We start from the raw sequence: 14596 nt of genomic DNA, 5'->3' as shown, positions 1-14596 counted from the left end.
GTAAAATTATCCTTTATAAGGAGAAAAGATGTTAAAAACTGTTTTACCTTTGTCTTTTATTGTAGGAACTAGATTTTTTGGATTGTTTATAGTTTTGCCAGTTTTAAGTTTATATGCTTTAAATTTAAAAGGAGCCAATGAGTTTTTAGTAGGGCTTTTAGTAGGTGTGTATGCTCTAACTCAAATGGCATTGCAAGTTCCTTTTGGTATGATTTCAGATAAAATAGGGCGTAAAAAAACTATGATAATAGGACTTGTGGTGTTTATCATAGGTTCTTTGGTGTGTTCATATGCTGATGATATTTATACGATGATGTTTGGAAGGCTTTTACAAGGTGCAGGAGCCATAGGAGCAGTAGCTACTGCTATGATAAGTGATTTTATCAATGAAGAAAATCGTGGCAAGGCTATGGCTATCATGGGTTCGTTTATAGGACTTTCTTTTGCAGCTTCTTTAGTGCTTTCTCCTTTAATGAGTGCTAAATTTGGACTTTCTAGTTTGTTTGATTTAAGTGCCATTTTAAGTCTAATTTGTATCGTGCTTTTATTTAGCGTTGTGCCAAAAGAACACACAATAGTGCATGAAAATACTAAAACTCCATTAAAAAAACTTCTAAAAGAAAAAAACTTAGCTTTGATGAATCTTACTAATTGTATGCAAAAAATGCTTATGAGTATTGCGTTTTTAAGTATTCCTTTGGTTTTGGTACATGAGTTTAATTATCCAAGTGAGAATTTATGGCATGTTTATGTTAGCTCTATGGTGCTTGGGTTTTTAGCTATGGGTTTATCAGGATCTTTGGGAGAAAAAAGAGGCTTAAGTAAAGAGATATTGCTTTTAGGTGTGGCGTTTTTTATCATTGCTTATATTATATTTGCTTTTTCGCATAATGCTTTAGTGTTTATGGTGGGTGTTGTAGTGTTTTTTATAGGATTTAATCTACATGAGCCTATTATGCAAAGCTGTGCGAGTAAATTTGCTAAGGTAAATGAAAAAGGCGCAGCTTTGGGTGTGTTTAATGCTTTTGGCTATTTTGGAAGCTTTTTAGGTGGTGTCGTTGGAGGGTATTTTTTACACCATTTTAGTTTAGTTACTCTTGCTTTTATTTTGATAGCTTTGTCTGTAATTTGGTTTGTGTTGCTTTTGTTTTTACAAAGTCCGGCAGATTTTAAAAATGTCTATTTATCTTTAGAAACAAAACATGATTTAAATATGATTAAAGGCATAAATGGAGTTTTAGATGTGTATAAAAACTCTAAATTTTTAGTGATTAAATACAATAAAAAACTTACAAGCGAAGAAGAAATTTTAGCGATTATTGAAAAATAATCGCTTTTATACAAAATGCTTTTCTTTTAAAATCACATATAATTTTAAAGTAGAAATAAAGAAAGTTAAAATAGCAGGTCCAAGGATAATACCCCAAAAGCCAAAACTTGAAATTCCTGCTATCATCGCAAAGAAAATTAAAAGTTCGTTAATTTGTGTTGGAATTTGAACAAGTTTTTCATTGATCCATTTAATGATATAGGGTTTTACTAAAGTATCTGCGATAAAAGATATCATTACCACGCTATAAATGAAAATCACTAAAGCACCGCTTAGATTATTATTTGCAAATTCATATAAAGAGACAGGCACATAAACTAAGGCCCCACCTACCACAGGGATTAAAGAGCTAAAGCAAAATAATATTCCCATTAAAATCGCATCATAACCATAAAATTTAGTAATGATAGCAAAAAGCACTCCTTGTAAAATGGCATTTAGTACCATAGAATAAAACACAACAGACATTACATTACTCACTTCACTTAAAATGCCTTGAGTTTCTTCTTTTTTCATAGGCACTATGCTTTTTATATAGCCAATGAGTTGGGCTCCATAAAGATTAGCAAAGAAATAAAATACGCAAATTAATACCATGTCAGTTAGAAATTTAGTGCCAAATTTAGTTGCGCTTGAAAGATAGGTTAAAACATTTTTAGAGATAGAATTTAAGTCAATACTTGCTAATGCTTCTTTGATTTTGGGTTCTATAAAGCTTAAAGATTCTGGTAGGTGCAAAGAATAATTTTTAAAATATTCTATGGTATTGTGAAAATAGCTTATATCAAAACCTTTTGCAGCCTTTGCTAGTTCTATAATAGCATATACAAAAGGGATAAAAAATAAAGCTAGCATAAAAGCAGTAGTAGCTGCTGCAGCAACGACTTTTTTACCTTTGAAAATACTTAAAAATTTAACATTAACATTGGAAGTAGAAACAGCCATTAAACTTGCTATGGCTATATTCATCAAAAAAGGTTTAAACAAAAAAAGTACCCAAAATAAAATGATCAAAATAAAACTAATCAAGAAAAAATTACTACTTTTCATCAAATAAACCTTTGTTATATTTTAATTTTAAAACATCAAAGCTTTTTAAGCTTGCAATGCGACCTTTGGCTGTTCTTTCTATATAGCCATTTGCTAGTAAATATGGCTCTATCACATCTTCTATGGTATTTTCATCCTCACTTAATGCTGCAGCTATACTAGAAAGTCCTATAGGTTTTCTTTTAGCTTCAGTTAAAAGCTCTAAATACCGCAAATCCATCGCGTCAAAACCAAGCTCATTTACCCCTAAAGAATCAAGCGCTTCTTTAGCTCTTTTTTCGCTAATGATTTCTTCATCATTTACATCAGCAAAGTCTCTTACACGCTTAAGCAATCTTAATGCTATTCTTGGGGTTGAGCGACTGCGTTTGGCTATTTCTAAAGAAGCTTTTTTTTCACAAGTTTTATTAAGCTTTAGAGCTGCTTTTTCTAAAATGATAGCAAGCTCTTCATTTTTATAAAATTCCAAGCGAAATTGCATACCAAAGCGATCGCGTAAAGGATTACTTAGCATACCTGCTCTTGTAGTAGCACCTATTAAAGTAAATTTGGGCAAATCGATTTTTATCGTTTGTGCAGCAGGACCACTACCGATGATAATATCAAGACGAAAATCCTCCATAGCAGGGTAAAGCACTTCTTCTATGGCGGGACTTAAGCGATGAATTTCATCGATAAATAAAATATCTCCTTCGCTAAGATTAGTTAAAATCGCAGCTAAATCCCCGCTTTTTTCTATCATGGGTGCAGCGGTAGTTTTGATATTTGCATTCATTTCATATGAGATAATGTTTGCTAAAGTTGTCTTACCAAGTCCTGCAGGCCCACTAAAAAGGATATGATCTAGACATTCATTTCTTTTTTTAGCAGCTTTGATAAAAATTTCTAAATTTTTTTTAATATTTTCTTGTCCTATGTAGCCATCAAAATTTGAAGGTCTAAGACTTGTTTCATAAGTTTCATCAGGGGAGAATTTTTCAATCTCTACGATTCTATCCATATTTTTTCCATTTTATTTTGCTAAGAAATTTTAATTTTATCTAAAATTTGCTAAAATAAACATTTAAACTTAGATTATAGAAGTTTTTATGGGAATTTTAGAGCAATTAGAGTTAGATTACGAGCTTGAAGAAATCGAGCGTTTTTTGTATTTTTTTAGAAGTCTTTGCGATGTTTTAGAGCCTTTGATAGTAAAGCTAAGCAGCGATAGCTCAAAATATAAAGAAGCTTTAAAAGACTTAGAACAAAATATTCACAATGTAGTTTGGGCTGCTAAAAGATTAAATTTAGATGAGATTGCAAATTTTTGCACATTTTGTGAGGAAATTATGCAAGAAGCAGCTAAATTCGATGGGCCTGCTAGCGATGAATTTGTGGATTGGATGTTTTTAGTGGGTGAGCAGCTTGATAGATATTGCAGTGATTATGAAAAAAATGCTTCTTTTTTAAGCGTATTTAACCCTCAAATTGCAAATGTTCCTGATAAAATTTCTAAATAACGGGGACGACTTGGCTTCGACAGGAGTAGAGTGGCCTTGGTGGCATGTCGCTTTGAGCAAAGCGTATAAAGCTCAAATTAAAATTAAACGCAAACAACGTTAAATTTGCTCCTGCTTACGCTAAAGCTGCGTAAGTTCAGTTGAGCCTGAATTTTAAGTGATACTATCTAGCTTAGGATTTGGTCATTTTCGATAGTGTAGATTGAAATTTGACAAGTTTTGATTGAAGTTAAAGTCTTAGTCTAGCTTGAAATTTTGGAAGGTGAGTTTGGCTAGATGAAATTTTCACCTTTGCTAAGCATGTAGATGCCGTGGTTGTTTTATTTTTGGACAGGGGTTCAATTCCCCTCGTCTCCACCAGTAATTAGTTTTTATTAACTAGTGCATCTCTTATATCTATGACAAGATAAATCACAAAAAAGCTTAAAAATATCGCAACTAAAGATCCAATAAGTGTTACTAGACCTACTATAAATCCTAGAGTAAACATCAGCGCAATAGAATAAATAATCGCTATAATAAAGCTTAATGCAGCTGCTATATCTAGCAAAGTTCTACCAAATTTTATGATTAAATTTTTAATCATAATAACTCCTTAATTAATAATAATTTATTAATTATATCAAAATATATTTTTAATTAACATAAAATTGTAGAATTATTTGAAGTTTAGATTTTCTTTGCAAGGCTATCCTTGCAAAGAATTTATACAAATAAAGAATTCACACTTTCATTATGATAAACTCTGCGTATTACCTCGCCAAAAATAGGTGCTACGCTTAGGACTTTGATTTTATCCATTTGTTGTTTTAAAGGTATAGTGTCAGTTACTACTAGCTCATCAAGCGCATCTTTGGCTATTCTTTCATAAGCTACGCCACTAAGCACAGGGTGGGTACAGCAAGCTATAACTGACTTTGCACCTTTGCTTTTAAATACTTCAGCAGCTTTTACTATGGTTCCTGCTGTATCGATAATATCATCTACCAAAATTACTTCTTTATCTTTTACATCACCGATGACATTCATTACTTCGCTTTCATTAGCCTTTTCGCGTCTTTTATCTACTATAACTATATCAAGTCCTAAAGCTTTTGCTACGCTCCTAGCTCTTGCTATACCGCCTATATCAGGACTTGCGATGATAGGGTTTTTATAGTTTTTATTTTTAATATAATCATTAAAAATAATACTCCCATAAAGATTATCCACAGGTATATCAAAAAAGCCTTGAATTTGTCCAGCATGTAAGTCTATGGTAGCTACTCTATCTACCCCTGCTGATTCTATAAGATTTGCTACTAATTTTGCAGTAATAGGCACCCTAGGACTTGCTTTTCTATCTTGTCTAGCGTAACCAAAATAAGGGATGATAGCTGTGATAGAGCTTGCACTTGAGCGACGCAGAGCATCTGTCATGATTAAAAGTTCCATTAGATTATCATTTGTTGGAGCACAAGTACTTTGAATGATAAATACATCTTTACCACGCACGCTTTCATCTATTTGAATGCTAATTTCACCATCACTAAAACGCTTCACACCCGCATTGCTTAGAGGCAGTGAAAGGTATTTTGAGATTTTTTTAGCAAATTCCTCATTTGCTGAACCAGAAAATATTTTATATCCGCGCATATATAAGCCTTAGAAAGTTTTCTGTGATGATATAAAATTTTTTTTGAAAATACAATAAAACATATCAAAAGCCGTGCAATCTTTTTAAATCCGCATCAATAGGAAGTTTATTTCCGTCTTTATCTACACTTACATAAGTTACCACAGCTGAAGTTACATGCATGCAATATACACGGCCATAATCATTGGCTCTTTGGGTAACTACTTCTACTTCTACGGTGATAGAAGTATTACCTGCTTTGATGATTTTTGCATAGCAAGATACCAAATCACCTACGAAAATTGGTTCTTTAAAAATGATCTTATCCACTGCTACAGTTACTACTCTTTGCGGAGAAAGCTCCCTTGCTGCAATGGCTCCAGCTAGATCAATTTGTGACATGATCCAACCACCAAAGATATTACCAGCGGGGTTTGTATTGCTTGGCATAGCTATAACTCTTAGTTTAGGTTCTCCCATATCTTTCATACATTCTCCTTGTGTTTTGAAAAAAACATTATAATTAAGTTTTAAAAATAAAGAAAGGTAAAAAATGAATGATTTTAAGCAAATAGCAAAAATTGTGAAAAATAGGAAACAAAATATCAATAGTCTTTATAATATACTTCAAACTAATCAAAGTCATCCTTTGATAGATAGAGCTTTAGAACTAGCTAATCTTGAAAATGAAAAAAGCAATGTTTTAGCAATGTTGCGTCGTTTGGTGGATTTAAAAGAGGAAATTTTAGTCCAAGAACTTGAGAAAAAAGGTTTAAATGAAGAAGAAATTTCTCAAATAAAATATAAAGTTTTTTCTTTGGTAAGAGCCTTTTATGAGGTAGAACATCAAGATTTAATAGATGAGATTAAGAGTAAAAATTTACTTGATGAGTTTTATTTGGCTTTAGTTCAAGGAGTGCATAATATAGGCGTAGTTATGAATTCTTTTGAGCTTGTTTGGAGCAAGCAAATTTTAGATACAAATAATAAAATCTTAAAAGAACAATTTCCAAATTTAAGCGATGCTTTGGAGTTTTTAAAACAAAATGAGCTTTATCAGCTTAATCAAGATGGTGAAATTTGTGAAAGAAGTTATGGAGCTTTAGTTAAAATAGGAACACTTTGGAGATTTTTACCTTATGCAAAAGCTTTTGAAAATGAAGTTTTAAAGCTTGAATATGAATTTGATAAACTTTTAGAAAAACTAAGAAATTGTGTGCTAGATGATGAAAAAAATGCTTATATTGATTATATAGAAAAATTAAAATTTGCATTTTGTGAAAAAGATAATAATGAAGTAGTTAAAAAATGGCAAGAAGCAGAGCTTGCGTGGATGGAAGTAAAATGTCCATTACAAGTTGGCCATCCTTTAGAATACTATGAGGACTCTTATACACATGCAGTAGCACTTGAGTGGGATATACGCTTAGAAGATGTGAGTGATTTTAATGGGAGCGAGTTTAAAGATAAAATCAAAGAAAGCTTTGCGATGGTGTATGCAAATTTAGATGAAGAAGATGAAGCTTTGTTTGATGAAGTGAATTTTAATCTTGAAAAAACTCAGCTTTATATTTGTATGCCTATGATTTTTTATGGAGCAGAGCTTAAGGGGCTTTTTTCCGCTCAAGTAGTGCCAAATGATGAGTATGTAAGCAATATAGCAGGTAAAAAGATCTTTGCTTTTTTAAATTATGTTTATGAAAATGCTAAAACCAAGCCTTTTATGAAGCTTTCTTCTATGGTATTTGAAAAAGAATTTTTAGATTATGGTAGAGAAATTTTATTTTACAATGAAAAATTATGGAAAAGAATTTATGAAGTTTCTACCATAGGTCATGAGTTTGGGCATATTTTCTTTGTGGCAAATGATAGTGAAAAGAAAATGAATGAAAGTGGCGTGTTTAAAAATATAGAAGAGTTTAAAGCTACTGCGGGTGGGCTTGTGAATTTCTTTTTACATGAAGAAGATGATTTAAAGCTTCCTGTATTTTATGAGCTTATTAAAAGGGCTATAGGATTGATTGCTTGGCAAAGAGTAGAGGAGGTTAAGCCTTATTATACAGAAGGTTTGATTCATTTGTCATTGCTGTTTAAATCAGGGGTGTTATCTTTTGCAAATGAGAAATTAAACATTAAATTTGATGAGGAAGCTTACGAGAGTTTTAAGGCTGTGTTTATGCAAAATTATTATAAGCTAGCAAGACATTATATGTTAAAAGAAGATGCTAAAAATTATTTAGATGAATTTTGTGTTTTAGAAGATGAGGTATTTTTACCACTTGATGAAGAGTGTAAAGAATTTGTAAAATACTATTATGAATTACACAAACTTTATGGCAATGAAATCGATGAAAGTGGAGAGTTTGAAAAATACTCTAATGCAAAATAAAATTTTATCAAGAAGAACTTAGCTTTCTTCTTGATATTTACTATTTTCTAATGCTTTTTCCATATCTTTTTGCGTTTTTAAAATAGCTTTACTAAAGCCATTTAGTACTGAAAATGGAGCAAATTGTGCCGCTCTTTTTTCTCTTGACATTGGTGGAAATTGTTTTGATTTTTGATATTTTATATCTATTATATCTTTATAATCATCATGCATTATGACCTCCTATTAAAGAAGTAATTTCTTTAGTCTCATCATCCAAGCTTGAAGCTTTTAAAATAGCTTTTTTACCAAATTTTTGCATGATTTGAAGTCTTGCTTTTTGGAGCTTTTCTTCTTTTTCAAGTTGATTTTTTTCTTGTGAAATTGTGTTAAAATCACTAAATAAATTTAATTCTTGGAAATTTTCTTGAGCTTTATCTGTGATATTATTTAAACTTAGGCTGATTTTTCTAATACTTAAGTTTTTATCACTGATTTTATAAAAAAGTTCTAAGGTTTTTTTGTTGATGATTTTTAAAGAATGGGTAAAATTTTCTAAATTCATACTTCCGTGAGCATTTTTAGGTATAGCTCTTCCGTAATTATCTTTAGTGATAGCTCCTTTATAAGAACCTAAAAAACTTGAATTTTCTAAATTGCTTTTATCATATTGTATATCTAGTGTGATATGGTTTGTTTTAAGGTTATTTTGTATAAGTTCAAGTACTAAATGATCTACAAGTTCTTTTAAAACCTTTATTGCTTGATTATTATCATATGCAAAAGGTAAAACTTTAGCCATGATTTTAGAGTGATTTTGTGATTTGTAATTTTTAATATCTTTCATTGTGCAAGTTTCAACGCCCCATGCATGATCGATCAAAAGTTCAGCATTAACACCAAAGTGTTTATAAAGCAAGTCTTCATGTTTTAAAGAAAATCTTGCAAGATCTCCCATAGTATAAATGTTTAAATCTGCAAGTTTTAAGGCAATACCTTTACCTATACGCCAAAAATCTTTTAAAGGTTTATGCTGCCACAATTTATATCTATATAATTTTTCATCTAAAAAGGCTATAAGCAAGCCATTTTCATCTACTTTTTGTCTTTTAGCAAGTATATCCATAGCAATTTTAGCTAAGTATAAATTTGTGCCTATGCCTGCTGTTGCGGTGATTTTACTTGTGTGTGAAATATCAAGTAAAACCTTAGTAAGTAGCTCATAAGCTGATAGTTTGTATTTTTCAAGATAAGAACTAAGATCGATAAAAACTTCATCAATAGAGTATATATGAATATCTTTAGCATCAAAATACTTCAAATAAATGCTGTATATTTTTGTGCTAAATTCTATATAAGTAGCCATTCTGGGCTTAGCAATAATGTAGTCTAATTCTAAATTTAAATCATTTTCAAGTTCCAATATATTAAAACTTTTAGCTTTAAAGTGGTGTTTTTGAGCTTGTTTTAGTCTTTCTTGGTTGATTAAATGGATTTTTTGTTTAAACTCAAAAAGTCTTAATCTACCAGGTATATTGTAAGTTTTTAATGCAGGTGAAACTGCTAGTATGATGGTTTTGTCCGTTCTTGTTTTATCTGCTACAATAAGATTAGTTGTTAAAGGATCTAAATTTCTTAAAACACATTCAGCTGAAGCGTAAAAAGATTTCAAGTCAATAGAAGCGTAAATTTGCATAGTATGTGAAGCTTGCCTTTAGATTTATTAAGTTTTGATGATATTAATTATAACAATAAAAATTACTAAAATAGATGAAATAAAATGAAATTTATAAGGTGGCGGACAGAGAGGGATTTGAACCCTAATAAATATTGATTTTTTCATAAAAATATTTTATTATGTTTTTTTGTTATAATTTTCAAAAAAAAGAAAGGATTGTTATATGTATTTAGAGCTTTCAAGAGAATCAGAACATTTTTTAACTAATTATTGTAAAGATAACAATTTAAGTCAAAAAGAAGTTTTAGAACTCGCTTTAACCTATTTAGAGCATAAGATAAGAATAGAAGATTATAAAAAAGATATAGAACTTTATAAACAAGGAAAATTAAAAACATATACTTCTGATGAAGTTTTTTCAAAAGTTAGGTCTAAAATAAATGCAGATCATACAAACTGATCGTTTTTTAAATGAATTAGGGGTAATATCTGATTTTATTTCATTAGATAGTGTAAAACAAGCTAATTTATTTTTAGATAAATTAGAACAAAGTATTCATAATCTTTCTTTTATGCCTTATAAAAATAGAAAATCTTTATCTTTTGATGATGAAAATATAAGAGATTTAATTTTTAAAGGTTATGTTATCCCTTATTTAATTGATACAAACAAAGATCAAATTATAATACTTGGTATTTATAAAAGTAACATTTTCTTTTAAATTTTTATTTTTTATTTTATTTTTTATAAAAATAATAAATAAATATACTATAATTTATAATCGTAATTAATTACAAAAGCTATTTTTTAGAATCTTGATTGCTTTCTTTTATTTCTTTTTTAAATCAAGATTCTTTTACTCATTCTATTTCTTTTTTTAATATTCTAGCTTCTATATCAGCAATATAGAATTTTTTTCATTTTCGTTTAATTTCTCAAAAAGTTCTAATAACTTGCTTTCCATTGGATTATTTTCTTTTTTGGAATAATAACTAATTACTGCTTTGTATAATTCTGGGTTGTTTTTTCCCAATTATAAAGTGTTTTAATATCTTTTTTTATTCATTTTCTTTTAATTTTCTTTTTAATATTTTTGTTTTCATTTCTGATAGATAATATTCTTTTTCTAAATCTGTAAGATTTTCATATAATTTTTGTAATTCTTCTAATTTTGAATTTCTTTCATTTTCTTTATTTATTGAATTAACTATGAAATTATACAACTTTGGTCTTGTTTTTTCCCAATTATAGAGTGTTCTTATTTCTATGTCTAGTTTTTCTGATATTTCTTTTTTATTGATTTTATTTTGAATTTCTTTCATTTTTAAGCTACTTTTTATTTTTTATATGAAATAATTTCTAAAATATATTTGAAATAATTTCATATTTAATTATTTTTAATTTTACTAAATTTTTTTAAATTTTTCAAAAGCTGAAAAGTCAAATTATTAGAATTTAATTTTTGAGCTTTTGCTCTGCTCCCTTTTTTCTTAACACCTTGAAAGGGAGTTTTTTTAAAGGTGTTAATTTTTTTTGAAAGGTGTAAAAATGGAAATTGTAAGTCAAGATTATTTAATTAATTATAGTCTTTCAAATGGTCTTGTTAGATCTGTTGCTGAAGGTTCTTTTGATGGTAGGACTTATTCTGCTAGTGTTAGAATAGAATCATCTAATGTTTATGATGTTTTAAATGAAAAAACCGGCGTTTTGGATACTATTAAAAAAGAACTTATCTTTCGTATTATTTGCCCTGATAATTTAACCGCTGGTCAAGTTCTCTCATTTATCCGCAATAAGTTTAAAAATAAAGAAATTATTGTTATTGACGGTGGTATTCCTGATAATAATGGAGTTGTTAGAGTGAATAATCCAATAGAACATTTTTTAGGTGTCGAGTTTAAAAAATCCGATAAAAAATAATTTTTTTGAAGTATTTAAAATATTTTAAATACTTCTTTTTGAATTTTCTTATATTTTTTGGTGTTGAAAATATAAGAGAATTTAAATTCTCTAATAAAAATATAAGGAATTGTTATGTTAAAGAAAATTTCTAAACATAAAATGTTAGCTTCTGCTTTTGGTGTTGCATCTTTTGCATCTTTTGCTTCGGCTGCTGTTACTGTTAGCGAAGCTGGTGTTATGAGTGGTTCTCTTGATATGGCTCCCTTTTTTGGTGGTGTTGCTATTGTCATCGCTGCTATTGGGACTATAGTTGCTGTTAAAGCCGGTATAAAAATGCTTAAGTCAATTTAAGGTTTTTTTATGGGTTTTGGTTTTAGCAATGTATTTGATGTAGGTAAATTAATTCTTTTTGCTAATTCGCTTATCGCTTTACTTATAGCAACTTTTTTTATTGCTAAATCTGTATTAATTTCAATTAAAATCTTAAATGATGTTGTTGATTAGTTTTTTTTGCACTATTTTTTTAAAAAAAATAGTGCCTAGCGCCGACAATTCAACTTAAAGGCTTTTTAAAAACTTCTCGGCGATGTGTAACACTTTCAAAGCCTATTTTAAAGGATTTTTTTATGAAACTTGAATTACCTTTGGAAGTTTTATATATTTTGGGTCAGCAAAACTATAATTTTTTAATGAGTTTAACAGGTATTCTTTGTGGTTTTTCTCTTTTGCTTCTTGTGGTGCTTTTGATAGCTTCTTTTAAGTCTTAAAAGGTGTTTTTATGAGTGGTATTCTTAACATAACAGGCGTTGTTAGTTTTGATTTCTTTTTTAGTATTTTCATATATTTTATTGTTGGTATAACTCCTATTTTGCTTATTTTGGTTTTATTTGTTAGTCGTTGGATGAAGTAAATGCGTTTTTTAATTTCTTTGTTATTTTTTCTTGATTTTTCTTTTGCTTTTTGGCCTGTGTATTATTCTCCTTCGGATTGGCTAAATCGTTCTTTTCCTAAAAATTTTATTGGTAATGCACATTTTAGTGCTAATTTTGCTTTTAGTGAGATTGGTTTTGTAGTCAGTGAGCGTGGAGCACTCTATTTTAACTCATCTAAGGAGTTAGATCCTGATTATCAAGATTTTACTGTAGCTGATTCAAGATATCCATATTCTGACTATTTTTATGATAAGTATGATTTTAAAGTTCCAGATACTGCATTTTATGAAGTTCATGTTATTAATGATAATTATATTTACGGAAAATTATTTATAGATGATGTTCATTTCGGTGGTGGTGAAATTGGTATTTTACTTAGTTTTGGAAAGCCAAATACCCTGAAAGAGATTGATAATAGTTGTTTGCGTCCTTTAGATTCTATTTTTGATTATGAAGAAGGTTATATATACACCGACGGCGGTGATAATTACTATAATTCTCCTTTTATCATGAACAGTGAAGATGAAGGTTGCGAAGGCTCTTATAATGGAGAATATGTTAATATTGAATTGCAAAGAGGTTTACAAGTTCAGAAATTTTATCAAACTTTTTATAAAAAAATTCATGAACCTTGTGAAGATAATTATATTTTTAAAATTGATGATAGCGTTAATTCTGTTACTTGCGTTCCTTGCCAACCTGGTGAAATAGCTGATAGTTTTAAAAATAAATGTGTTTCTTTGATTGATAAAGAAAGTATATCTAATCCCTATTCTTATGCTAAAGCTCAGTGTTTTGAAAATGGTGGTTTAAAATACATTGATAGCGTTCTTGGTATTTCTAATGGTGGTAAAGGTTATAATTGTGTTAGTATTTGTGCTGATGAAACTACTTATATAAATTATAATTGCCCTAATATTATTGATTTTTCTAAAGATAATTTTACTCCTTCTTGTATTGAGCATCATTGTAGTTTTATTTCAAATGAAAATACTAGTTCTAATAATATACCTTTTCATAAACCTTCTACCCCATCTTCTAGTGGTTCTGAAATTAGTATTTCTAAAGATAATGATAATATTTGTTTTGATGGTAATAGTTGTTTTAAAGCTGATGATAATACTGATGTAAAAGACAATAAAATCTGTATTAATGGTAAGTGTTCTTCTATTAATAAAGGATCAGGCTTTAGTAAAAATAATACTATTTGTATTGATAATAATTGTTTTCATTTTGGTCATAGTGATGAAAGAACTTCTATTAAGGATAATAATAAGTTATGTATTGGTAGTAATTGTTCTTCTATAAAACCTTCTAATCCTGTTGGAAATGGTTCTAATAATAGTAATAGCTCTAATCCTGTTGGAAATGGTTCTAATAATGGAAATGGTTCTAATGGCGATAATGTTTGTAAAGATAATAATTGCGGTTCTTATGATGGATCTGATTTTGGTAGCTATAATAGTTTTATTGATTCTTTAAAATCAGATTTTTTATCTTTTTCTGATGATTTGAATAATCAATATAAGTCTTTTTCTAATTCTATAAATGATTTTATATCTGTTGTTGAAAGTGGTTTTAAATCTATAGATTTTCCAATACAGACAAATACTTGTCCTTTAACTTTTGATTTTGATTATATAGATGGTAAAAATGAAATAAAAATTGATTTTTGTGAATTTACAAGTAAATTATCAGGTGTTTTCTATGTTTTCTTTTATTGCCTTTTTTTCTTATTTTTTATCAGGGTTATTTGGCGTTTTTCTCTTAAGTTTTTAATTAATCTTTAAAGGAATAATATGTTTCAAATTATTGTAGCTACGCTTGCTTTTTTTGGTGATTTTTTTAAAAGATATGTTATTGAAGCTAGTTTAAGAATTTCTAGTTTTGTTACGATCATTGCTATAAATTCTTTATTTTTTTTGGCTTTTTTTGCTGGTCTTTTATCGTTTGCAAAAATTATAATTTTTGTTTTTAATGAAATAAATAATTTTTTTGAATATATCAATTCTTTATTTTTAAGTTCAGATGATATATTTTTAAATGTTTTGTCTGTATTTTCATCTCTTGGATTTTTTAAGGCTTTTAATGATGTTTTTTCTGTTTTTTCTCCTATTTTAATTAGTGTTTTTGTTTTAATTTTTTCTAAACTTCTTTGGTCTGTTCTTTTTCATATTAGAAATTCTGTTTTAGCTGTAATTATTTCTATTAAGGAGTAAAA

20 protein-coding genes and 1 other RNA gene are annotated in these 14596 nt (G+C 28.8%); 13 read left to right on the top strand and 8 right to left on the bottom strand.

Translation table 11 applies throughout. From position 1 onward, the window contains the following. Window positions 1-28: 28 nt before the first annotated feature. Window positions 29-1330 (top strand): MFS transporter, encoded by a 1302-nt coding sequence (locus tag E2O22_RS06455; RefSeq protein ID WP_133319758.1) that lies wholly within the window; start codon window positions 29-31, stop codon window positions 1328-1330. Between the two features lie 6 nt (window positions 1331-1336). Here the strand turns inward: E2O22_RS06455 and E2O22_RS06450 are convergent, their stop codons facing one another. Together E2O22_RS06450 and ruvB are read right to left on the bottom strand one after the other, a co-directional pair. Next, complete coding sequence (locus E2O22_RS06450; RefSeq protein WP_133319757.1) at window positions 1337-2380, bottom strand: AI-2E family transporter; 1044 nt, start codon at window positions 2378-2380, stop codon at window positions 1337-1339. Next, window positions 2370-3380 carry a Holliday junction branch migration DNA helicase RuvB gene (gene ruvB, locus E2O22_RS06445; RefSeq protein ID WP_039619088.1) on the bottom strand — a complete coding sequence of 337 codons (1011 nt, stop codon included), beginning with the start codon at window positions 3378-3380 and terminating at the stop codon, window positions 2370-2372. The genes E2O22_RS06450 and ruvB overlap by 11 nt, the downstream gene beginning before the upstream one ends. An 88-nt stretch (window positions 3381-3468) precedes the next feature. Here ruvB and E2O22_RS06440 point away from each other — a divergent pair, with 88 nt between their 5' ends. Next, window positions 3469-3879, top strand: coding sequence for a hypothetical protein (locus tag E2O22_RS06440; RefSeq protein ID WP_039619086.1), 411 nt, complete (start codon window positions 3469-3471; stop codon window positions 3877-3879). 1 nt (window position 3880) lies between these two features. Continuing rightward, window positions 3881-4239, top strand: a transfer-messenger RNA (tmRNA) gene (gene ssrA, locus E2O22_RS06435). Window positions 4240-4243: 4 nt separating this feature from the next. On the opposite strand, the gene E2O22_RS06430 is transcribed toward ssrA, so the two are convergent. The 3 genes from E2O22_RS06430 to E2O22_RS06420 all read right to left on the bottom strand — a co-directional run bounded on the left by E2O22_RS06430 (window position 4244) and on the right by E2O22_RS06420 (window position 5983). Then, complete coding sequence (locus tag E2O22_RS06430; RefSeq protein WP_133319756.1) at window positions 4244-4465, bottom strand: hypothetical protein; 222 nt, start codon at window positions 4463-4465, stop codon at window positions 4244-4246. Window positions 4466-4584: 119 nt separating this feature from the next. Beyond that, complete coding sequence (locus E2O22_RS06425) at window positions 4585-5514, bottom strand: ribose-phosphate pyrophosphokinase (RefSeq protein WP_039619082.1); 930 nt, start codon at window positions 5512-5514, stop codon at window positions 4585-4587. Window positions 5515-5578: 64 nt separating this feature from the next. Next, a complete protein-coding gene (locus E2O22_RS06420) occupies window positions 5579-5983 on the bottom strand; it encodes an acyl-CoA thioesterase (protein WP_133319755.1) in 405 nt (134 codons plus the stop codon). A gap of 64 nt (window positions 5984-6047) precedes the next feature. Here E2O22_RS06420 and ciaB point away from each other — a divergent pair, with 64 nt between their 5' ends. Beyond that, a complete protein-coding gene (gene ciaB, locus E2O22_RS06415) occupies window positions 6048-7883 on the top strand; it encodes an invasion protein CiaB (protein ID WP_133319754.1) in 1836 nt (611 codons plus the stop codon). Between the two features lie 18 nt (window positions 7884-7901). Here ciaB and E2O22_RS06410 read toward each other — a convergent pair whose 3' ends face one another. Continuing rightward, the gene (locus E2O22_RS06410) at window positions 7902-8096 is read right to left on the bottom strand and encodes a hypothetical protein (RefSeq protein ID WP_039668753.1); all 195 of its coding nucleotides are present in this window, start codon (window positions 8094-8096) and stop codon (window positions 7902-7904) included. Further along, window positions 8089-9558: a Y-family DNA polymerase gene (locus E2O22_RS06405; RefSeq protein WP_133319753.1), complete on the bottom strand. Its 1470-nt coding sequence runs from the start codon at window positions 9556-9558 to the stop codon at window positions 8089-8091. Before E2O22_RS06405 ends, E2O22_RS06410 begins: the two co-directional genes overlap by 8 nt. A gap of 205 nt (window positions 9559-9763) precedes the next feature. Here E2O22_RS06405 and E2O22_RS06400 point away from each other — a divergent pair, with 205 nt between their 5' ends. Both E2O22_RS06400 and E2O22_RS06395 read left to right on the top strand, forming a co-directional pair. Continuing rightward, window positions 9764-10000: a hypothetical protein gene (locus E2O22_RS06400; protein ID WP_133319752.1), complete on the top strand. Its 237-nt coding sequence runs from the start codon at window positions 9764-9766 to the stop codon at window positions 9998-10000. Then, window positions 9981-10262 (top strand): type II toxin-antitoxin system RelE/ParE family toxin, encoded by a 282-nt coding sequence (locus E2O22_RS06395; protein ID WP_133319751.1) that lies wholly within the window; start codon window positions 9981-9983, stop codon window positions 10260-10262. Before E2O22_RS06400 ends, E2O22_RS06395 begins: the two co-directional genes overlap by 20 nt. A gap of 337 nt (window positions 10263-10599) precedes the next feature. Here E2O22_RS06395 and E2O22_RS06385 read toward each other — a convergent pair whose 3' ends face one another. Continuing rightward, window positions 10600-10863, bottom strand: coding sequence for a TetR/AcrR family transcriptional regulator (locus tag E2O22_RS06385; RefSeq protein WP_243705656.1), 264 nt, complete (start codon window positions 10861-10863; stop codon window positions 10600-10602). 226 nt (window positions 10864-11089) lie between these two features. On the opposite strand from E2O22_RS06385, the gene E2O22_RS06380 reads away from it, so the two are divergent. The 7 genes from E2O22_RS06380 to E2O22_RS06365 all read left to right on the top strand — a co-directional run bounded on the left by E2O22_RS06380 (window position 11090) and on the right by E2O22_RS06365 (window position 14594). Further along, a complete protein-coding gene (locus tag E2O22_RS06380) occupies window positions 11090-11461 on the top strand; it encodes a hypothetical protein (RefSeq protein ID WP_133319750.1) in 372 nt (123 codons plus the stop codon). A 114-nt stretch (window positions 11462-11575) separates the two neighbouring features. Then, the gene (locus E2O22_RS06375) at window positions 11576-11794 is read left to right on the top strand and encodes a hypothetical protein (RefSeq protein ID WP_133319749.1); all 219 of its coding nucleotides are present in this window, start codon (window positions 11576-11578) and stop codon (window positions 11792-11794) included. A 9-nt stretch (window positions 11795-11803) separates the two neighbouring features. After that, entirely contained in the window at window positions 11804-11947 is a 144-nt protein-coding gene (locus tag E2O22_RS07945; RefSeq protein WP_165955278.1) for a hypothetical protein, read from the top strand. A gap of 122 nt (window positions 11948-12069) precedes the next feature. Continuing rightward, on the top strand, window positions 12070-12210 hold the full coding sequence (locus E2O22_RS07940) for a hypothetical protein (RefSeq protein ID WP_165955277.1): 141 nt from the start codon (window positions 12070-12072) through the stop codon (window positions 12208-12210). An 11-nt stretch (window positions 12211-12221) separates the two neighbouring features. Then, on the top strand, window positions 12222-12353 hold the full coding sequence (locus E2O22_RS08130) for a hypothetical protein (protein WP_263662597.1): 132 nt from the start codon (window positions 12222-12224) through the stop codon (window positions 12351-12353). Beyond that, complete coding sequence (locus E2O22_RS06370) at window positions 12354-14165, top strand: hypothetical protein (protein WP_133319748.1); 1812 nt, start codon at window positions 12354-12356, stop codon at window positions 14163-14165. 9 nt (window positions 14166-14174) lie between these two features. Then, window positions 14175-14594 (top strand): hypothetical protein, encoded by a 420-nt coding sequence (locus tag E2O22_RS06365; RefSeq protein ID WP_133319747.1) that lies wholly within the window; start codon window positions 14175-14177, stop codon window positions 14592-14594. Window positions 14595-14596: the final 2 nt, after the last annotated feature.

This window comes from Campylobacter lari (genome assembly GCF_004357905.1).
Classification (GTDB): Bacteria; Campylobacterota; Campylobacteria; order Campylobacterales; family Campylobacteraceae; genus Campylobacter_D; species Campylobacter_D lari_D.
Note: the sequence above shows the minus strand (reverse complement) of the source record. Positions and strands in the feature narration are given on the sequence as shown.